The following is a 17,200-nucleotide window of genomic DNA, read 5'->3' on the forward strand; positions in this document are numbered from 1 at the left end:
CGTAGCATCGCTTTCATCCAGTCAAGGAACGAAAGGGTCATGCGGCTGTCGATCGGAATCAGCGCCCTGGCCATAGCCGCCGGACTGCTCGCGGGCGTCCAGCCCGCTCAGGCCGCCGGCGCCATGGCGTGTCACGTCAGCCCGGGCATTCCGTACAAGGGCGGCGGCTTCACCGACATCAGCGAGAAGACCACCTGCTGATCCGCCTGAGCCGGGCGGCGTGACCGGGCAGGTGCTCGGTCGCGCGGATCCGGATCAGCTCGTTCCAGGGCAGGCCCTGGTCGGGGGCGGGCGTTCCGGTCCGGGTGACCAGATGGAGGCGCACGGGGGCGTCTCCATCGAGGCCGGTGATCGCGGTGATGAGGTCGGTGGCGTGGAGGCGGGCCTTGAGCGCGGTGGTGTCCATGGCCAGGCCTCCAGGGAGCGATCACGGCCGCCGCCGGGACCAGCAGGAAGGTGACCGAGGCGTGATCTCGTTCGGCCGCCCTCCGGCCGTCGCCTGACCGGGCAGGGACGAGCTCACCCCTTTGTGCGATGTGCGCGACGGCATGTGGCGGAAGCCTTCCGTAGGCAGGACCGAGATACGCGGAAAGGCGCATCATGAGCAGCGAGCTTCTGGGGCCATGTCTGCAGGTACAGGGCAGACATCAGCCCATTCCAGCCGGGTACGCCGGTGGTTGTGAGGAAGTGTCCACAGAGCGGTGGCCGGTGGGTGGAGCTGCGCGAATGCCTGACCTGCGGTCATGTGGGCTGCTGTGATTCCTCACCCGGCCGGCACGCGGCCGCCCACTGGGCTTTGACCGGCCATCCGGCGACCGCTTCTCTGGAGCCTGGGGATCGGTGGGGGATTCGGCGTCCGTGGCGCGGCCGCGACCGGTGCTGCATGTGTTCACCAGCGCGAGGAGACTCTGATGTCCAGCGAGATCACTGTTCCCGACACCAAGCTCGCCACCGAGGCGACGTCGTTGGTACGGGAGTCGACCAGCGACCTGATCTACCACCACTCCCGGCGTGTCTACTTCTGGGGCGCGTTGCAGGGCCGCAACCGCGGGTTGAGCTTCGACCCGGAGCTGCTCTACATCGGCGCGATGTTTCACGATCTCGGGTTGAACGAGGAGCATCGCGGCAGCGGCCACCGGTTCGAGGTGGACAGCGCCGACGCGGCCCGCCGCTTCCTCCAGGAGCACCACGTGCCGGAGGACAGCGTGCGCCGGGTGTGGACGGCCATCGCCCTGCACACCACGCCGGGCATCCCCGAGTTCATGGAGCCGGAGGTGGCCCTGGTCACGGCGGGGGTGGAGTACGACGTGCTGGGCATCGGCTACCACGACCTCACCGAGGAGCAGCGGGCCGAGATCACCGCGCTGCATCCGCGGCCGGACTTCAAGCACCAGATCCTGCAGGCGTTCGCCGACGGCATCGCACCCAAGCCGGAGACCACCTTCGGCAACGTCAAGGCGGACGTGCTCGAACGCTACGTGCCCGGTTTCCGGCGCGGCAACTTCGTCGACACCATCCTGCAATCGCCCTGGCCCGAGTAGGCGATGTTCATCACGCGGTGTCGTGTTCGAGGACAAGCCGCGTGAGCTCGACGCGGGAGCTGATGCCGAGCTTGGTGAAGGCGCGCCACAGGTGGGTGCCGACCGTGTGCGGTGACAGGAAGAGCTGGTCGGCGACCTGCTTGTTGGTGGCTCCGCCGGCGACAAGCAGGACGATCCGCAACTCGGAGGCGGTGAGGCTGTCCCAGCCTTCAGCTGGCCTGCCGGGAACGGCCCGTGACCGGCGCCGGCGGGCAGGTGCCGCGCGGCCAGCGCGGCACGCACGTCGGGGGTGAGCGGGCCGGTCCGCGCCGAGAGGATCCACGCGATGGGGTGCATGGACAGCCGCTGGGGCAGCGTACGCAAGGCCAGAAGGGCGCCTTCGCCGCACCATGGGACGTCGTCGATGACGATCACCAGTGGTGCGATCAGCGCGGCGCGTTCCAAGCGCTCGCGAAGCTCTTGGAGCAGCCAGTACCGTGCGGCCGAGGTGGCTGGGACGGTCTGTACCGCGGCCAGGGGCAGGATCGGGTTCGGAGCTGGAGTACAGGGCCCGAGCAGCGCACCGAAGGGAATGGTCTGCCCTTCCGGGTCTCCGCCGCCGTACAGGACGCGACGGCCCGTCTCCTCGGCCACACCGATGGGCCGCCTGCCTCGCCGTAGCAGCGACCTCATCCTGCGCGGAATCCGGCGGCAGAAAACAGTGGGAGAATTTCGAGGGTGACGGCAAGACCTGGTGACATCGACAGCGCGGCCATCGACAGCGGAGCCATCGACAGCAGAGCCATCGACAGGGCGGCCGAGGTGCTGCGCGGTGGAGGTCTGGTGGCCTTCCCGACCGAGACTGTTTACGGCCTGGGTGCCAACGCCGCCGACGGCGCCGCCGTCGCGCGCGTCTTCCAGGTCAAGGCCCGCCCGCCGTCCCACCCGCTGATCGTCCACCTCGGCGGCGCGGAGCACCTGGACGACTGGGCGGCGGAGGTTCCCGCCGCCGCGCGGCTGCTGGCCGAGCGTTTCTGGCCCGGGCCGCTGACGCTGGTGCTGCGGCGCGGCCGCCGGGTGCCGCTGGAGACGACCGGCGGCCTGGAGACGGTGGCCGTGCGGGTGCCCGCCCATCCTGTCGCGCTCGCGCTGCTTGAGGCCTTCGGCGGCGGCATCGCGGCACCGTCGGCCAACCGCTTCGGCTCGGTCAGCCCTACCACGGCCGGCCACGTCCGCGCCGAACTCGGTGACGCCGTCGACGTCGTGCTGGACGGCGGGCCCTGCCCGGTAGGCGTCGAGTCGACCATCGTCGATGCCATGGGCGAGGTCGTGAGCATCCTCCGGCCCGGCGGCGTGACGCGTGAAGACCTCGAAGCGGCGCTGGGCCGCCCGCTCGCGGCTCCCGCCACGAGCCCGGTACGGGTGCCAGGCCAGCATCCTTCGCACTACGCGCCGCGGGCCCGGGTCGTGCTCGTCGAGCCCGAGGAGGTGATCGCCGAGGCGGAACGGGTGCAGGAGTCGGGCCACCAGGTGGGCGTGCTGCTTCCCCCTGCCTTCGCCGGCGCCGAGGTGAAGGCGCACGCCGTGGTGGCGCTGCCGGCTTCGATGGCCGCCTACGCGCAACGGCTGTACGCCTTCCTGCGCGAACTCGACCAGCGCGGCTGCGACCTCATCGTCGCGTCCCTGCCGCCGGAGCAGGGGCTGGGAGCCGCGATCGCCAACCGGCTGCGCCGCGCCGCAGGGCCTCGACCCACCGCGTGATCGGCACCGACGCCGGTCACGCCGCTGCATGACGTCTGCCCCGGGCGCGGGGGATCACGGCCCGCGCAGCGCTCCTTCCAGATTCGCCACGGCGCCGACCACGTCGGGGAAGGTGTCGATGAACGCGTCGACACGACAGCCGGCGAAGTGCTGAGGCCGGCGGATGCCGCTGTGCAGGCAGGCGATGAAGTGTAAGCCGGCCCCGTTGGCCGCTTGCCCGTCGCTCGGGGAATCTCCCACGTACACGCATTCGTCCGGCCGCAGCCCGGTGTCGGCGAGGAGCGGGGTGAAGGCGCGGGGGTCTGGTTTGCTGAAAGGCGTGTTGTCTGCGTGGTAGGCTGCGGTGAGCCGGTCGGCGAGCACGTGTTCCGGAGCGAGAAGATGCTCCATCTCGGCTTCGGTACGCGAGGTCAGCAGCATGAGGCGACGTCCCTCCGCCAGCAGGACGTCGAGCGCGGCGAGATTCTCCGGCGTGATGACGTCCAGGCGGCCAGTTCGGACGTAGTCGCCAAGCACGAGACGGTATGCCGCCGTGAAGTCCTGCAGGTCCAGGCCGGGGGAGCGCTCGAGCATGGCATCAAGCAAGGGCATGCCCCAGGTCGACAGGTGCACGGCCCGCGACATCGGCCGCCGGCCGATGCGTCTCAGCACCTCGTTCTCCAGCTCGAAACACACCGCCTCAGTGAGGCACAGCGTGTCGTCCACGTCGATGACCACAGCCCTGATCACAGCAGCCAAAGGTAACGTAGCCGTGCCCCGGACGGGCGCGAAGGTCATTCGCCCGCCTCGCTTGCCGTCGGTGACCGCGGCGGCTGGAGCTGGGGCGGGATGGTGGCCTGCCCGGTGCCACGTCGTACCGGCTGACACCCGTTCAGACCGGCGTTCGGCGCCGCGCCTCTGAAGAGCACCGGCAGGGGGCAGTGATGCCCGCCGGCCGCTCAGGCACCGCGCCATGAACCGGAAGGGAATGGTGCCCCGTCCGTACCGGAGGATGGGGATGTCGCGCAGCCGGTTGCGCCGCTCGGTGAGCAGTTCCAGTGAGCGAGCGTCGCTGAAGAGTTCGCCGTCAAGCAGGGCCCGCTGCGGGCGATTCTTATGTTCCGCTCACATCTAGAAGCCTAAAGTACTAGGAGTATAGATAAATGGAGAAAAGCCGGGACGGCTGATCGGAGGACATGGCGTGACTTCCGTCGTGCAAGCCCAGGGTCTGGGCAGGAGATACGGCAGGCGCTGGGCGTTGCGCGAGTGCACGCTCGACATCCCCGCCGGCCACGTCGCCGGCCTGGTCGGCCCCAACGGAGCCGGTAAGTCCACATTGCTGAAGCTGGCCTGTGGCCAGCTCGAGCCGACGGCGGGTGGCATCACGGTGCTCGGCGGGCGGCCCGCGAGCACGCCCGCGCAACTGGCCAGGGTCGGGTTCGTCGCCCAGGACACTCCCGTGTACGCCGGGCTGACCGTCGCCGATCATCTGCGGCTGGGCGCGCGGCTCAACCCTCGCTGGGACGCGGCCATGGCGCGTGACCGCATCGGGCGGCTCGGGCTCGACCCCGTTCACCGGGCGGGCAGGCTGTCGGGCGGCCAGCGTGCCCAGCTCGCCCTCACCCTGGGCCTGGCCAAGCGGCCCGAGCTGCTGATCCTGGACGAACCCGTCGCCTCGCTCGACCCGCTGGCCCGCCGGGAGTTCCTGCAGCATCTCATGGAGGCCGTCGTCGAGCACGAGGTCAGCGTCGTGCTCTCCTCGCACCTGGTCTCCGACCTGGAACGCACCTGCGACTACCTGATCGTGCTGGTGGAATCGCGCGTGCGGGTCGCCGGGGAGGTGGACGCGCTGCTGGCCACCCATCACCGGCTCACCGGCCCGCGCCGCGACCCCGGCCGGCTACCCGCAGGGCAGCACGTCGTCTCGGCGCGCCACACCGAGCGGCAGAGCACGTACGTGATCCGCACCGACTCCCCGGTCCACGACCCCGCGTGGACGGTCAGCCGGCTCGGCCTGGAAGACCTCGTCCTGGCGTACATGGACAAAAGCACCGCTGAGCACCCGCACGTCGCCCTGGAGGTGCAGCGATGATCTGGCTGACCTGGCGCCAGTTACGCGGCCCGGCCGCGATGATGGCCGCCCTGCTGGTCGTCCTCGCCATCGTCCTGGCCGTGACCGGCCCCGGCCTGGCCTCCGAGTACGCCGCCGGCATCGCCGCCTGCACCCAGGACGACACCTGCGGCCGCTTCTACGACCGCTTCTTCGACACCTACGACATGCCCTTCATGGCCGTCAGCCTCATCACGCTGCTCCTGCCCGCCGTGGTCGGGCTGTTCTGGGGCGCCCCGATGATCAGCCGCGAGCTGGAGACCGGCACGCACCTGCTGGTGTGGAACCAGAGCATCACCCGCACCCGCTGGCTGGCCGTCAAGCTCGGCCTCACGGGGCTGGTGGCGATCGCCGCCGCCGGCCTGTGCGGGCTCGTGGTGACCTGGTGGTCCGGCCCCCTGGACAGGTCGGCCACGGACGAGCTGGCGCTGATGGCGCCGCTGGTGTTCGGGGCGCGGGGCATCGCACCGATGGGGTACGCGGCGTTCGCCTTCGTGCTGGGCGTGTCCGTGGGCATGCTGGTACGCCGCACCCTGCCCGCCATGGCGCTCACCCTGGCGATCTTCGCCGCGCTCCAGCTCGCCATGCCGCTGCTGGTACGGCCCTACCTGATGTCCCCGGTCACGGGCACGTTCGAGCTCAGCCAGGCGAACGTGGACGGAGTAGGGATAAATCGCGATAAAGGCGGACAAATCGAGATAAGTCTGAACGCGGCCGTGCCGGGATACGCCGGGGCCTGGGTCCTGTCCAGTGAGCTCGTAGATCCGTCCGGACGTACGATCACCGGCTCCGAGTCGGGCATGGCTGTCGTCAAGGTCTCGACGACGTCCGGACCATGCGCGCCCTCCGGATCACCGGTCCTGGGCGCGTGCATGGCCGAGGTCAACCGGCTCGGCTACCGGCAGAGGGCGACGTACCACCCCTTGGAGCGCTTCTGGCCGTTCCAGTGGATGGAGACCGGCATGTACGCCCTGCTCACCCTCGTCCTGGCATGGGTGTCCTTCTGGTGGATCCGCAGGCGCCCGTCATGACGGTGAGGATGGTGACGGCCGTGGTGGCCGTGGTGGCCGTCCTGCTGGCGGCGGGCTGCTCGGCCCCCACACCGCCGCGCAGCCAGGCGAGCCGAACGGCCGGCACGGTCTGCTCCGCCCCGAAGGGACCGCCCGCCGCGGAGACCCCCACCACGATCGACGTCGTCGAGCAGGCCTACTTCTGCATACTCGGCACCTACTACAGCGGCCCCACCCTGGACGCCCGCACGCTGCTCACCGCCGGATTCGCCGCCCTGACCCAGGAGCTGAACCGCAACGGCAAGGACGTACCGGAAGCCGTCATGCCGCCGCTGACCGGCGACCGCGCCACCGACTGGACCGCCTTCGAGACCACCTACCGCAAGGTCGCCGACCAGGTGCCGGACCTGCGGGAGAGGCTGGCCGCCGTGACCCTTGAGGCCGTCGTGGCCGCACTCGGCGACAACCACGCCCGCTGGGCGCACGGCGGCGCACGGCCGCCCGGCTATTACGACGGCGACGGCTACGGCCTGGGCCTCGAGGCGAACGCCCGCAACCCGGACGCCGCCCTCCCGCCGCTGTTCGTCACCGCCGTGCAGGGCGGTGCGGCGCGGGCCGCCGGGCTCCGGCCCGGCGACGTCATCGAGAAGATCAACGGCTCGGCGCCCTTCATCGGCGGGAAGGCCAGTCCGGCGATCGAGGAGCTGTATCCGCGGTACCCGGAGGCACGGCCCGTCCTGCTGCGGCTGCTGCGCGAGAACCGTCGCTGGAGCGTGACGCTCAAGCCCGGCCTCTTCCAGCGGGACCTGGCCGCGCTTCAGGTGGTGCAGTCGAAGCCGCTGGACGACATCGCCTATGTCCGGATGCGCGGCTTCCCACCGGACTCCGCGGACCGGGTCCTGCGGGCGATCTCCCGGCTGCGCAAGGGCCGGACGTTGTCAGGCGTCGTGCTGGACCTGCGCGGCAACGGCGGCGGCAGCCCGCTGGAGGCGACCAGGCTGGTGAGCGCGTTCGTCCATGGCGAGGCCACCGCCTACCAGTGCACGGTGGCCGGTAAGTGCGAGACCTCACGGACCGACGACACCGTCGAACTGGTCGGCCTCCCGCTGGCCGTGCTCACCGACCGCGGCTGCGCCTCGGCGTGCGAGCACTTCAGCTCCGCGATCAAGGATCTGCGGGCCGGCCTGCTGATCGGCACCAGGACGGCCGGCGTGATCTCGGGCCCCGCGCAGCCGTACCTGCTGAGCAACAACACCCTGCTGAGCTTCCCCACCAGGCACCACCTGGGGCCGAACCGCGAGGTGATCGACCGCATCGGCGTGCCCCCCGACCACCACGTCCCCCTGACCGCGCAGGACGCCGCCGCAGGACGCGACCCCGCCCTCGACAAGGCCCTGACCCTGCTGCACAAGTGAACGGACCTCTCCGATGAGACCTCTCCTGGCCGTCGCCGCAGGACTGGCCGTCCTCACCGCCTGCTCCCCGCCCGCCCCGCCCCGCTCCGCCGCACCCTCGCCCACCCCGGCAGGCCCCGCCGCCCTGCCCGCCCCGACAGGCGCCCACCCGGTCGGCACCACCGCACTCCACCTCAAGGACACCTCCCGCCCCGACCCCTGGAACCTCGACGCGAACGCCAGGGAACTCAAGGTCACGTTGTGGTACCCGGCCGCGCGCAAGGACGGCCCGCCGGCGCCGTACATGACGCAGCAGGAGGCGGAGCTCCTGCTGGCGGGCAAGCGGATCGCGGGCGTGCCGCCCGGCGCCCTGAGCAGCACCCGAACGCACGCCGTCAAGAACGCCCGGCCCACCGGAGGAGAGTTCCCGCTGGTGGTGCTCTCGCCCGGCTTCACCAACCCCGTCAGCACGCTCACCTCCCTGGCCGAGGACCTGGCCAGCAGGGGGTACGTGGTGGCCGGCATCGACCACCCCTACGAGAGCCACGCCACGACCCTGGCCGACGGGCGCATCGCCGAATGCCTCGCCTGCGACAGCGACAACGACCCGGGCTTCGGTACGGGTGCCGTCGCCGTCAGGGCGGCCGACGTCTCCTTCGTCCTCGACCACCTGCCCGCGAAGTGGGCCAGGATCGACCGCTCCGAGATCGCCATGGTGGGCCAGTCGCTGGGCGGGGCGAGCGCGCTGGCGGCCATGGTCCAGGACCCCCGGGTACGGGCCGGCATCGACATGGACGGCACCACCTACGCCCGCATCCCTCGAAGCGGGCTCTCCCGCCCGTTCCTGTTCCTGGGCTCGGCCCAGCACGTCCCCGGAGGCCCCGACACCTCGTGGGACCGCGACTGGAAGCTGCTGACCGGCTGGAAACGCTGGATCGTCCTGACCGGCGCCGACCACCAGTCCTTCACCGACTCCCCGCTGCTGGCGAGCGCCCTCGGCCTCAAGCCGGCGTACGGCACGCTGCCCGGGGCCCGCGCCGCCGAGCTGACCCGCACGTACGTGGCGGCCTTCCTCGACCAGCATCTGAAGTCCCAGCCCCAGCCTCTCCTGAACGAACCCCGCGACCCCGAGGCCAAGCACTGCCCCACGGCCTGCGGCCAGTGACAGCAGGTGGCGGACGTCAGACCGTCGCGAGGCGGCGGCTGATCGCTACGACCGCGGCGGTGAGATCGGGCAGGGGCCGGTTCTCGTCCCGGCGCCAGTGGCGGACCTGCTCGGCGGTCAGGGCCGCGAGCAGCGTGTCGGCACGGATCTGAGGATCCGGGACGCCGGCGGCGGTGAGCAGGATCGCACAGTGGTGCTGCCACAACCGGTGCGAGCCCGTACGGAGCCGCGCCCCGGCGCTCGCGGTCTGGGACAGCGTCACGAGGTCGAGGTGGGCGTCGACGTAGGCGAGGTAGGCGGCGGCGAAGGCGGCGAGCCGGTCGGCCGGTGGCGCACCCGGGCCCAGCGGGGGCGGCCCGCTCAGCATCGCGGTCTGCAGTTCGGACTCGCGTTCGTCGAGGAGCGCCGCCGCGAGGCCGGACTTGTCGCCGAAGCGCCGGTAGAGCGTGCCCTTGCCGACGCCGGCGGCCGCGGCGACGTCGTCCATGCTCACCGCGGCCACCCCAAGGGTGTCGAACAGCCGCTCCGCTGCGGCGAGCACCTTGATCCGGTTGCGAGCCGCGTCCGCCCGCTCCTGCGGCACCCCGCCGGACAGCAGGGGCAGATCCCTCCGATGCGATGCGACGGCGTCGTTCATGGGTCCGACTGTAGTCCAGTTCGAAGCCCGTTGGTTGACGTAAGCGGACTAGAGTCCGTATATTTCCGGGCATCAAGCGGACTGCAGTCCGCATTCACTTCTGGAGGTAGTTCCATGAGCAAGCTGCTGCACATCTCCGCCTCGCCACGTGACGAGGCGTCGGAGTCGCTGCGGATCGCACGAGTGTTCACAGAGGCGTACCAGGACTCACACCCCGGCGATGAGGTCGAGCACTGGGATCTGTGGGACGGCTCGCTGCCGGACTTCGCCGTCGGCGCCAAGGCGAAGATGACGGTGTTCGGCGGGAAGGAGCCGCGGGGCGCCGAAGCCGACGCCTGGGCGAAGGCGCGGCGGACGTTCGAAAGGTTCGACTCCGCGGACCGGCTGCTGTTCAGCGTGCCGATGTGGAACGCGTCGGTGCCGTACGTGCTCAAGCAGTTCGTCGACGTGGTCAGCCAGCCGGGCTGGATCTTCACGGTCGACCCCGTGGCCGGCTACGGCCACCGGCTCGCGGGACGTGGCAAGAGGGTCGCCGTGATCTACACGAGCGCGGTCTGGGGGCCGCGGCTCGGCCCGGAGTTCGGCACCGACCATCAGTCGACGTTCTTCGGCGACTGGCTGCGCTGGACCGGCCTGACCGACATCCAGGAGGTACGGTTCCATCCCACCCTCGCCGGCGACTGGGACGACGCGCGCTGCGCCGCCGACGCGCGAGCCAGGGACGTCGCCAAGGTCTTCTGACGACTCTTTCCGAGGAGAAGGGGATGCTGCCCGGGCGGAGACACCAGCATCACCAGAGGTTTCACTCTCGGTGACCACAAGAATACTGAGAGCGTACGGCTGGTTGCCTCAGGTGACCGGCGTGACGGTCGCCGACGGAAGGCTGGACATGCGGACCCTGGAACTGATGACCCGCAAGATCGACACCTGTTTCGGGCATCTCGACGTCGACGGCAACGGCACGGTCGAACGCGACGACCTGCTCGGACTCGGCTCGCGCCTGGTCGCCCAGTTCGGCGAGTCGCCGACCTCGCCGAAGGCGACCGCCATGGCCGCCGGGATGGTCCGGTTCTGGGAGGCGCTGTGCTCGGCCGCCGACGTCAACGGCGACGGACGGCTCACTCCGCAGGAATACCGCACGGGCATGACGCGAGCGTTCGTCGAGGATCCCACCGGCTTCGACCGGGCGTTCCTGCCCATGGCCGAGGCGCTGTGCGGGCTCCTGGACACCGATGGAGACGGCACGGTGAGCCGCCCGGAGTTCGCCGCGTTTCACCAGGTCATGCGCACCTCCGTGGAGAACGCCGACCTGGCCTTCGGCAAGCTCGACACCGATGGCAGCGGCTCCCTGAGCGTCACCGAACTGCTGGCCGCCATGCGCGACTACTACAGCAACCCCGACGAGAACGCCGACGCGCTCGGCCACTGGCTGTTCGGGAGGGTTTAGGGCGTGCTGCGCAGCTACCGGTCGCTGGTCGGGGGTCACCCGGCGGACGGCGTCGGATGGGTGCACTGGGTACGGGTCGGCGACATGCTGGAGGCGCCGTACGACATGGCGGCGCTGAAGGCGACGCTGGACACCGGCGAGGCCGGCCCCGACGCGCTCACCCACCCGTCCCTGGTCGGCAGGGTCGCCTTGAGCAGCCCCGGCCAGCGGCGCCAGGCCCTGGCCGCCGCCCGCGCGCATCAGCCGGCCTGGGGCAGGGTGCCCATGGCCGAGCGCGTGGGCTTCGTGACCGCCTTCCACCGGGTGCTGCGTGCCCGGCGGCATGAGCTGCTGGACCTTCTGGTCGCGGAGGGCCATCCGGTACGCGTCGCGCGGATGGAGATCGCCACCATGCTGGCGGCGGTGCACCCCAGGACCGTCACCGTCGCGGCCGGGTCGATGAGCTGCGACCACCGGGTCAACGGCCGCAGGATCGAGCTGGTACGCAAGCCGGACGGCGTGGTCGGCCTGATCCCGGCCCGCAACGCGGCCGCCGCCACCCTGGTGTTCTCCGCGGTGATGACCTTGGCGGCGGGCAACGCGGTCGTGGTCGATCTGCCGCCCAGCGCCCCGCTCAGCGCGGCGTTCGTCTGCCATGAGCTGATCGCGCCCTTGCTGGCCGGCCATGACCGGGCGTTCAGCGCGTTGTGCGCTCCCGTGCGGGAGGTGGTGCCGGAGTGGCTGGCCAGCCCGGACCTCGACGACATCTACTACTTCGGCCCGTCCGGCCGGGGGCTGGAGCTGGCCGCGGAGTGCTTGCGGCACGGTAAGAAGGCGGTCCTGGAACTGTCGGCGAACGACACCGTGGTGGTGTGGCGGGACGCTCGCGTGGACCTGGCGATCAGGGCCATGCTGGAGGCCTTCCACGCCTCCGGACAGATCTGCCTGACTCCCAACCGCGCCGTGCTGCACCCCGAGATCGCCGATGAGGCGCTCAAAGGGCTGCAGAGGGAGATCGAACGGCTGCCCGTGGGGCGCCCGGAACGTCCTGACGTCATCCTCAGCCCGGTCGTGCGGCGCGCGGAGTTCACCGAGGTCGTCGCGGAGGCGGTCGGTGCGGGCGCGACGCTGGTGACCGGCGGAGAGTTCGTCGACGTCCACGGAGTGCCGCGCGCGCGAGGGCCGTTCATCCGGCCCGCCCTGCTGAAGGTGGACGGGCTGGAGCAGGCACGAACGCTGCGCGCGGCACGCGAGGAGACCTTCTGCCCCTTGCTGACCGCGGTGATCGCCGACCCTCCCCATGTCGCCGACGTGATCGCCTTCCTCAACGCCAACCGCTACGGGCTGCGCAACTCCCTATGGGCCACCGATCCCGCCGTCATCGCCGCCTTCGCGACGGAGGTGCGCAACGGGGGCACCTTGAAGGTCAACGACAGCCATCTCGGCCCCGTCCCGGTGCTGCCCGTCGATGGCGGCACCGGGCGCACCGGCGGTCCCGATGGTGAGGCCAATCTGCCGATGCTGCGTACCACTCATCTGCAAGGGATCAGCACCGCGACGGACGTGCCGGACGACCTGCTCTTCGACTACTCCTCCGCGGTGGCCGACGGTCCGCCCGTGGGGTGACGCGGCAGCGGGCTGTCACAGGCGACCCGGCCATCTCGTCCTGAAGGAGAGGCGCCCGTCCCTCGGAGGCACACACGCCTCCCGCTGTGGGCGGACACCACGACTTCACGTACGGAAGGACCCTGGTCATGCGTATCGCAGTCTTCGGTGCCAACGGCCCCACCGGCCGGCTCCTCACCGGCCGGGCGCTCGCCGCCGGACACCACGTCGCCGCGATCACTCGGCAGCCACGCTCGTTTCCCCTGCGCCATGAACGGCTCGACGTCATCGGCGCCGACGTGCACGATCCCGAGGCCGTCGACGCCGCCGTGGCGGAGCGGGATGCGGTGCTGTCGACGCTCGGAGTGCCGCTGGGGAAGAAACCGATCACCACCTACTCACAAGGTGCGGCCAACATCATCGCCGCGATGCGACGGCACCGGTTGCGCCGGCTCGCCGTGGTGAGCTCCAGCGGGGTCGATCCGCGGCCGTACTCGGAGGGCGGGTTCCTGTTCAACCGCGTGGTGCTGCCCTATGTGACGCGGGTGCTGGGCAGGCCGCTGTACGACGACATGCGGCGGATGGAGGAGTTGGTCCGCGCCAGCGATCTCGACTGGACGATCCTGCGTCCCAGCGGGCTCTACCATCTGCCGTCGGTGACCGACTACATCCTCGCTGAGGGCCACGTCGACGCCAGGTTCACCTCCCGGACGGACCTGGCCGCGAGCATGCTGGCCCTCCTGGACGACGACCGCTACGTCCGTACCACCCTCAGCGTCATCACCACGGTCGGCAACCCCACGTTCCTCCGGTGGTTCCGCCGCGAGGCGTTCGCCAAGAGCTGACGGGTCACTCCCGGCGCTCGCGATGGGCGGCCAGGAGCGGAAGGAACACCTGGTCGGTGACCGCGACCAGGTCGGCATCCGACGGCCGGACCCCGAAGACGACGAAGTCGTCCCGCAGCAGGCTCATCGGCAGCGTGATCACGCGTCGCGGCCAGGGGCCCGGCGGGATCTGGCCGCGCTCGGCCGCGCGCTCCAGAACGGTGGACATGGCGTCCGACAGGGCCGAACCGGCGATGAGGTCACGCAGCCGCTGTTCCAGCCGCGGATCGTGCACCGTGTCCGCGATCAGTCCGGTGACCGTGTCGCGGCTGGTGCCGGCGAGGGTGGCCCGCGCCTGGCGCAACAGGGCCAGGACGTCGTCGCGCAGATCGCCGGTGTCGGGCACCGGCACGTCCGCGAACCGCCTCCCCAGCGTGTCGAGCACCAGCTCGGCCAGGCTGCTCCAGCGGCGGTACAGGACGGGTTTGCTGGTGCCGGCCCGGTTCGCGATGCCGCTCATCGTGGACTTCGCGTATCCCAGTTGGGCCAGTTCGTCGCGGGCCGCGTCGAGGATGGCGTCTTCGAGCGCGGCGCCCCGGCGGCGCGACATGGTCTCGGCGGCGGACGGGTCCGTCCTCGGTGTGTTCGGCATCACGGCTCCCCAAGAAACCTTGCGTTTCTTGGTCGCCGAGCTTATCGTCTGGACAAGAAACCAGGGGTTTCTTATTTCGAGAGGTGACATCATGACGAGCTCCACCGCTCAGACCGTCCCCGCATACCCGATGCCGCGCTCGTGCCCGTTCGGCCCGCCGCCGCAGTACGCACACCTCAGGCAGGAGGCGCCGATCTCGCGGGTGACCCTGCAGGACGGCACGCAGGCGTGGCTGATCACCGGGCACGCACTCGCGCGGGCGTTCCTGTCCAGCGACAAGATCAGCTCCAACCGCGCGAACCCCGGTTTCCCGCAGCTGGTTCCCGGGGTGGCCTCGGTGCCGCTCAAGGGCACGATCGTGGCCATGGACCCGCCGGAGCACTCACGGCACCGGCGTATGGTCACCAACGAGTTCACGGTCAGGCGGGTCAAGCAGATGCGGCCGGAGATCCAGCGCATCACCGACCGGGCCATCGACGAGATGCTGGCAGGGCCGCGGCCGGCCGATCTGGTGGAGGCCGTGTCGCTCCCCGTGCCCTCGCTGGTGATCTGCGAACTGCTGGGAGTGCCCTACGCCGACCGCGGCCAGTTCCAGAGCAGAACCACGATCATCCTCAGCCGCAACTCGACGAGCGAGCAGCGACGCGACACCGCCTTGTGGTTGCGCGGGTACATCAGCGACCTGGTCGCGGGCAAGGAGGCCAGGCCGGGCGACGACCTGCTGAGCCGGCTGATCGCGAAATACCGCGACATCGACGCCTATGACCGCGAGACCCTGACAGGAATCGGTCTCCTGCTGCTGGTCGGAGGCCACGAGACCACCGCCAACATGATCTCGCTGAGCGTGGCCTCGCTGCTGGACGATCCCCACCTCCTGGCCGGGTTGCGGGAGCGGCCCGAACAGACCCCGCAACTGGTGGAAGAGCTGCTGCGCTTCCACTCCGTCGTCGACAACGCCACCTCCCGGGTGGTCGTCGAGGACTTCGAACTGGACGGCATCGCCTTCCGCGCCGGCGACGGCGTCATCGTGGCGGCCGCGGCCGCCGGCCACGACCCGGACGTGTTCGCGCGGCCGGACCGGATCGACGTCGACCGCGGCGCCCGCCACCATCTGGCCTTCGGCTTCGGAATCCACCAGTGCCTCGGGCAGAACCTGGCCCGGCTCGAGCTGGAGATCGTGCTGAACACGCTGTTCGCCCGCGTACCGACCCTCGCACTGGCGGAGCCCGTGGAGCGCCTGCCGTTCAAGACCGACGCGCTCGTCTACGGCATCCACCGCCTACCGGTGACCTGGTGACCCGAACGGGACCTCCGCCACCGCGGCCGGTGTGGCCGAGCACGCCTTCGACGTCACCGGCCGGAACCGGCGTACCAGGGCGGCCGCAGAGCCGCGCGAACAGCCGCCTCACGCGACGCGCCGGAGAGCCAGGGCCAGGACGGTCGTCCAGGTGAAGGTGATCAGGCCGTTCACGGCGATCTGGATGCTCAGGTGGTCGGGCGACATCGGCACCAGCAGCACCAGCGCGGCGACGGCGCTGAGCACGGCGGGCAGCGTCGCCCGGCGGCGGGCGCACCGGACGGTCATCACGATGGCTGCGATGGCCAGCCCGGTGAAGGCCACAGCGGCGCCGGCCGAGTGCGCGACGCCTCCTTCGACGTCGGCGGCATTCTCGGTGATCACAGCAGGACGGGCTCGGCAGGGGCAACACGATTTCCGTTTCGACGAAGCGATCTCCTTGTACCCTCAAGACGTCCAGCTGGCCCAGCCCCGGCATCGGCGGAGGGCCGCCCTCGTCGTCCTCGCGGGACTCAATGCGCAGGATCGACAGCAGGCGCCGCATCTCGGTCAGCGCTGCATGGCTGGTGTCGGCGATGACGCCTGAGGTGAAGTGCGCGGGGCCGGGCAGGACCACGTGGTGGCCGAGCCCGGCCTGCGTGACGCCCGGCTGCGGGTCCGAGGCGTACGACCACGCCGTCACCACCAGTACCGGCCCGGCCGCGGTGGCCTGCCAGGAGGAACACGCGAACAGCGGGCGTCCGCTCTCGCCATCGCGCCGGGCCCGCTCATCGCCGCGGCGGCGATCGGCTGCCTGTTCCTGTGAAGCCCGGCAGCTTCCCATAGCCGGAATATGATCGTCATATGGCGATGAATGATGACAGTGGCCGGACTATGGGTGCCGGAGGTGAGCCGGTGGCATGAGCGCGCTGAACGTGCCCGGCATCTGTTCCGCACCGTTTCGGAGGGTCGCATCACGCGTGATCGCCATCAGCTTCTTCGCCCCGGCCACATACGTCGCCTTCGACGCCGTAACCGCGGCCACGATCCCCAGCACTTCCGACGGGTGCTGCGGCTCCACCGACGTCGGCCGGTGAGCCGATCAGCGGCCGGATGGCGGGGATGGGCGGCGATCACGCCCGGCCGCTTCTACTACGGCGGAGAGATCGGCGTCGCCGGCATGCACGCCCACTACGCCGTGCAACTCCTCGTCGGTGACGGCCTGATCCTGTGTGGCAGCGACGGATCGGCGTACGAGATGACGGCCGCGCTGATCCCGGCCAACGCCCCGCATGCGATCATTCGCGGTACCGACGCCGGCCTGCTCGCCCTGATCGACCCGGCCCAGACCGGCCGGCTGACTCATCGAGCCGTCGGCTCGGCCGCCGCATGGGCCATCGACGTCCGCCTGCCACCGCCCCTCGATCTGCCCAGCCTGGTCGCCCTGGCCGACGCGACCACCGATACGGTGCCGGCGCGGCACCGGCACCCCGCGCTGGCGCAGGCGATGCGGCTCGTAGAAGAGTACTTGCCAGGACAGGTAAGGCTCGCCGTGCTGGCCGACGCCGTCCACCTGTCGGAGAGCCGGCTGGCCCACCTGTTCCGGCAGGAAGCCGGACTGCCGTTCCGGCCGTACGTGCTGTGGATGCGGCTCCGGCTCGCGCTGTACGCGCTGGCGGACGGTGCCACCCTGACCGACGCCGCGCACGCTGCCGGCTTCTCCGACGCCCCGCACCTGAGCCGGACGATCCGCCGCATGATGGGCGACGCACCGTCGGTGCTGTCAACCGGGGTGCGCTGGCTGCGGGGATAGCAGGTTCGTTCAAGCCAGACCGGCGGGC

Annotated in this window: 21 protein-coding genes and 1 pseudogene; 16 read left to right on the forward strand and 6 right to left on the reverse strand. The window is 70.7% G+C overall.

Annotated features, from left to right (window positions below; genetic code table 11):
* Positions 1–39: 39 nt before the first annotated feature.
* Entirely contained in the window at positions 40–201 is a 162-nt protein-coding gene (locus AB0K28_RS37005; protein ID WP_364379190.1) for a hypothetical protein, read from the forward strand.
* Here AB0K28_RS37005 and AB0K28_RS37010 read toward each other — a convergent pair.
* Positions 179–406 (reverse strand): hypothetical protein, encoded by a 228-nt coding sequence (locus tag AB0K28_RS37010; RefSeq protein ID WP_364379193.1) that lies wholly within the window; start codon positions 404–406, stop codon positions 179–181. The genes AB0K28_RS37005 and AB0K28_RS37010 overlap by 23 nt on opposite strands.
* Positions 407–679: 273 nt before the next feature.
* On the opposite strand from AB0K28_RS37010, the pseudogene AB0K28_RS37015 reads away from it, so the two are divergent.
* Both AB0K28_RS37015 and AB0K28_RS37020 read left to right on the forward strand, forming a co-directional pair.
* Positions 680–832 (forward strand): annotated as a pseudogene (locus AB0K28_RS37015) (UBP-type zinc finger domain-containing protein); the annotation flags it as partial.
* 79 nt (positions 833–911) lie between these two features.
* Positions 912–1,541 carry an HD domain-containing protein gene (locus AB0K28_RS37020; protein WP_364379196.1) on the forward strand — a complete coding sequence of 210 codons (630 nt, stop codon included), beginning with the start codon at positions 912–914 and terminating at the stop codon, positions 1,539–1,541.
* Positions 1,542–1,551: 10 nt separating this feature from the next.
* Here AB0K28_RS37020 and AB0K28_RS37025 read toward each other — a convergent pair whose 3' ends face one another.
* On the reverse strand, positions 1,552–1,932 hold the full coding sequence (locus AB0K28_RS37025) for a helix-turn-helix transcriptional regulator (RefSeq protein WP_364379199.1): 381 nt from the start codon (positions 1,930–1,932) through the stop codon (positions 1,552–1,554).
* Positions 1,933–2,258: 326 nt separating this feature from the next.
* On the opposite strand from AB0K28_RS37025, the gene AB0K28_RS37030 reads away from it, so the two are divergent.
* On the forward strand, positions 2,259–3,281 hold the full coding sequence (locus AB0K28_RS37030; RefSeq protein ID WP_364379202.1) for an L-threonylcarbamoyladenylate synthase: 1,023 nt from the start codon (positions 2,259–2,261) through the stop codon (positions 3,279–3,281).
* Positions 3,282–3,335: 54 nt separating this feature from the next.
* On the opposite strand, the gene AB0K28_RS37035 is transcribed toward AB0K28_RS37030, so the two are convergent.
* Positions 3,336–3,998: an HAD-IA family hydrolase gene (locus tag AB0K28_RS37035; RefSeq protein ID WP_364379205.1), complete on the reverse strand. Its 663-nt coding sequence runs from the start codon at positions 3,996–3,998 to the stop codon at positions 3,336–3,338.
* Positions 3,999–4,461: 463 nt separating this feature from the next.
* Here AB0K28_RS37035 and AB0K28_RS37040 point away from each other — a divergent pair, with 463 nt between their 5' ends.
* Genes AB0K28_RS37040 through AB0K28_RS37055 form a run of 4 tightly spaced genes read left to right on the forward strand, consistent with a single transcriptional unit; the run spans position 4,462 to position 8,939 of the window.
* The gene (locus tag AB0K28_RS37040; protein ID WP_345407970.1) at positions 4,462–5,352 is read left to right on the forward strand and encodes an ABC transporter ATP-binding protein; all 891 of its coding nucleotides are present in this window, start codon (positions 4,462–4,464) and stop codon (positions 5,350–5,352) included.
* The gene (locus AB0K28_RS37045) at positions 5,349–6,401 is read left to right on the forward strand and encodes an ABC transporter permease (RefSeq protein WP_364379209.1); all 1,053 of its coding nucleotides are present in this window, start codon (positions 5,349–5,351) and stop codon (positions 6,399–6,401) included. The genes AB0K28_RS37040 and AB0K28_RS37045 overlap by 4 nt, the downstream gene beginning before the upstream one ends.
* Positions 6,362–7,795: a S41 family peptidase gene (locus AB0K28_RS37050; RefSeq protein ID WP_364379212.1), complete on the forward strand. Its 1,434-nt coding sequence runs from the start codon at positions 6,362–6,364 to the stop codon at positions 7,793–7,795. The genes AB0K28_RS37045 and AB0K28_RS37050 overlap by 40 nt, the downstream gene beginning before the upstream one ends.
* Positions 7,796–7,808: 13 nt before the next feature.
* Complete coding sequence (locus tag AB0K28_RS37055; protein ID WP_364379215.1) at positions 7,809–8,939, forward strand: alpha/beta hydrolase; 1,131 nt, start codon at positions 7,809–7,811, stop codon at positions 8,937–8,939.
* Between the two features lie 16 nt (positions 8,940–8,955).
* Here the strand turns inward: AB0K28_RS37055 and AB0K28_RS37060 are convergent, their stop codons facing one another.
* On the reverse strand, positions 8,956–9,576 hold the full coding sequence (locus tag AB0K28_RS37060) for a helix-turn-helix domain-containing protein (RefSeq protein WP_345407962.1): 621 nt from the start codon (positions 9,574–9,576) through the stop codon (positions 8,956–8,958).
* 114 nt (positions 9,577–9,690) lie between these two features.
* Here AB0K28_RS37060 and AB0K28_RS37065 point away from each other — a divergent pair, with 114 nt between their 5' ends.
* The 4 genes from AB0K28_RS37065 to AB0K28_RS37080 all read left to right on the forward strand — a co-directional run bounded on the left by AB0K28_RS37065 (position 9,691) and on the right by AB0K28_RS37080 (position 13,452).
* Complete coding sequence (locus tag AB0K28_RS37065) at positions 9,691–10,317, forward strand: NAD(P)H-dependent oxidoreductase (protein ID WP_364379219.1); 627 nt, start codon at positions 9,691–9,693, stop codon at positions 10,315–10,317.
* Positions 10,318–10,438: 121 nt separating this feature from the next.
* Complete coding sequence (locus AB0K28_RS37070) at positions 10,439–11,023, forward strand: EF-hand domain-containing protein (protein ID WP_364379222.1); 585 nt, start codon at positions 10,439–10,441, stop codon at positions 11,021–11,023.
* Positions 11,024–11,026: 3 nt separating this feature from the next.
* Positions 11,027–12,628 (forward strand): aldehyde dehydrogenase family protein, encoded by a 1,602-nt coding sequence (locus AB0K28_RS37075; protein ID WP_364379225.1) that lies wholly within the window; start codon positions 11,027–11,029, stop codon positions 12,626–12,628.
* Positions 12,629–12,756: 128 nt separating this feature from the next.
* Entirely contained in the window at positions 12,757–13,452 is a 696-nt protein-coding gene (locus AB0K28_RS37080) for an NAD(P)H-binding protein (protein WP_364379228.1), read from the forward strand.
* A 4-nt stretch (positions 13,453–13,456) separates the two neighbouring features.
* Here AB0K28_RS37080 and AB0K28_RS37085 read toward each other — a convergent pair whose 3' ends face one another.
* Complete coding sequence (locus AB0K28_RS37085; RefSeq protein WP_364379231.1) at positions 13,457–14,083, reverse strand: TetR/AcrR family transcriptional regulator; 627 nt, start codon at positions 14,081–14,083, stop codon at positions 13,457–13,459.
* A gap of 91 nt (positions 14,084–14,174) precedes the next feature.
* Between AB0K28_RS37085 and AB0K28_RS37090 the strand changes: the two genes are divergently transcribed.
* Positions 14,175–15,380: a cytochrome P450 gene (locus tag AB0K28_RS37090; protein ID WP_364379234.1), complete on the forward strand. Its 1,206-nt coding sequence runs from the start codon at positions 14,175–14,177 to the stop codon at positions 15,378–15,380.
* Positions 15,381–15,488: 108 nt separating this feature from the next.
* Here the strand turns inward: AB0K28_RS37090 and AB0K28_RS37095 are convergent, their stop codons facing one another.
* Entirely contained in the window at positions 15,489–15,764 is a 276-nt protein-coding gene (locus tag AB0K28_RS37095; protein ID WP_364379237.1) for a hypothetical protein, read from the reverse strand.
* A 208-nt stretch (positions 15,765–15,972) separates the two neighbouring features.
* On the opposite strand from AB0K28_RS37095, the gene AB0K28_RS37100 reads away from it, so the two are divergent.
* The 3 genes from AB0K28_RS37100 (at position 15,973) to AB0K28_RS37110 (ending at position 17,172) form a co-directional block, all read left to right on the forward strand.
* Positions 15,973–16,185: a hypothetical protein gene (locus AB0K28_RS37100; protein ID WP_364379240.1), complete on the forward strand. Its 213-nt coding sequence runs from the start codon at positions 15,973–15,975 to the stop codon at positions 16,183–16,185.
* A gap of 94 nt (positions 16,186–16,279) precedes the next feature.
* A complete protein-coding gene (locus AB0K28_RS37105; protein WP_364379243.1) occupies positions 16,280–16,456 on the forward strand; it encodes a hypothetical protein in 177 nt (58 codons plus the stop codon).
* On the forward strand, positions 16,453–17,172 hold the full coding sequence (locus AB0K28_RS37110; protein ID WP_364379246.1) for an AraC family transcriptional regulator: 720 nt from the start codon (positions 16,453–16,455) through the stop codon (positions 17,170–17,172). The genes AB0K28_RS37105 and AB0K28_RS37110 overlap by 4 nt, the downstream gene beginning before the upstream one ends.
* Positions 17,173–17,200 lie beyond the last annotated feature (28 nt).

This window comes from Nonomuraea sp. NPDC049504 (assembly GCF_040676845.1).
GTDB classification, from domain to species: domain Bacteria; phylum Actinomycetota; class Actinomycetes; order Streptosporangiales; family Streptosporangiaceae; genus Nonomuraea; species Nonomuraea salmonea.

What these genes read in the sequence shown, in the direction of transcription:
- AB0K28_RS37005 (WP_364379190.1), top strand. Translation starts at nt 40, where the DNA reads ATGCGGCTGTCGATCGGAATCAGCGCCCTGGCCATAGCCGCCGGACTG.
- AB0K28_RS37010 (WP_364379193.1), bottom strand. Translation starts at nt 406, where the DNA reads ATGGACACCACCGCGCTCAAGGCCCGCCTCCACGCCACCGACCTCATC.
- AB0K28_RS37020 (WP_364379196.1), top strand. Translation starts at nt 912, where the DNA reads ATGTCCAGCGAGATCACTGTTCCCGACACCAAGCTCGCCACCGAGGCG.
- AB0K28_RS37025 (WP_364379199.1), bottom strand. Translation starts at nt 1,932, where the DNA reads ATGGTGCGGCGAAGGCGCCCTTCTGGCCTTGCGTACGCTGCCCCAGCG.
- AB0K28_RS37045 (WP_364379209.1), top strand. Translation starts at nt 5,349, where the DNA reads ATGATCTGGCTGACCTGGCGCCAGTTACGCGGCCCGGCCGCGATGATG.
- AB0K28_RS37050 (WP_364379212.1), top strand. Translation starts at nt 6,362, where the DNA reads ATGGGTGTCCTTCTGGTGGATCCGCAGGCGCCCGTCATGACGGTGAGG.
- AB0K28_RS37055 (WP_364379215.1), top strand. Translation starts at nt 7,809, where the DNA reads ATGAGACCTCTCCTGGCCGTCGCCGCAGGACTGGCCGTCCTCACCGCC.
- AB0K28_RS37060 (WP_345407962.1), bottom strand. Translation starts at nt 9,576, where the DNA reads ATGAACGACGCCGTCGCATCGCATCGGAGGGATCTGCCCCTGCTGTCC.
- AB0K28_RS37065 (WP_364379219.1), top strand. Translation starts at nt 9,691, where the DNA reads ATGAGCAAGCTGCTGCACATCTCCGCCTCGCCACGTGACGAGGCGTCG.
- AB0K28_RS37080 (WP_364379228.1), top strand. Translation starts at nt 12,757, where the DNA reads ATGCGTATCGCAGTCTTCGGTGCCAACGGCCCCACCGGCCGGCTCCTC.
- AB0K28_RS37085 (WP_364379231.1), bottom strand. Translation starts at nt 14,083, where the DNA reads ATGCCGAACACACCGAGGACGGACCCGTCCGCCGCCGAGACCATGTCG.
- AB0K28_RS37090 (WP_364379234.1), top strand. Translation starts at nt 14,175, where the DNA reads ATGACGAGCTCCACCGCTCAGACCGTCCCCGCATACCCGATGCCGCGC.
- AB0K28_RS37105 (WP_364379243.1), top strand. Translation starts at nt 16,280, where the DNA reads ATGAGCGCGCTGAACGTGCCCGGCATCTGTTCCGCACCGTTTCGGAGG.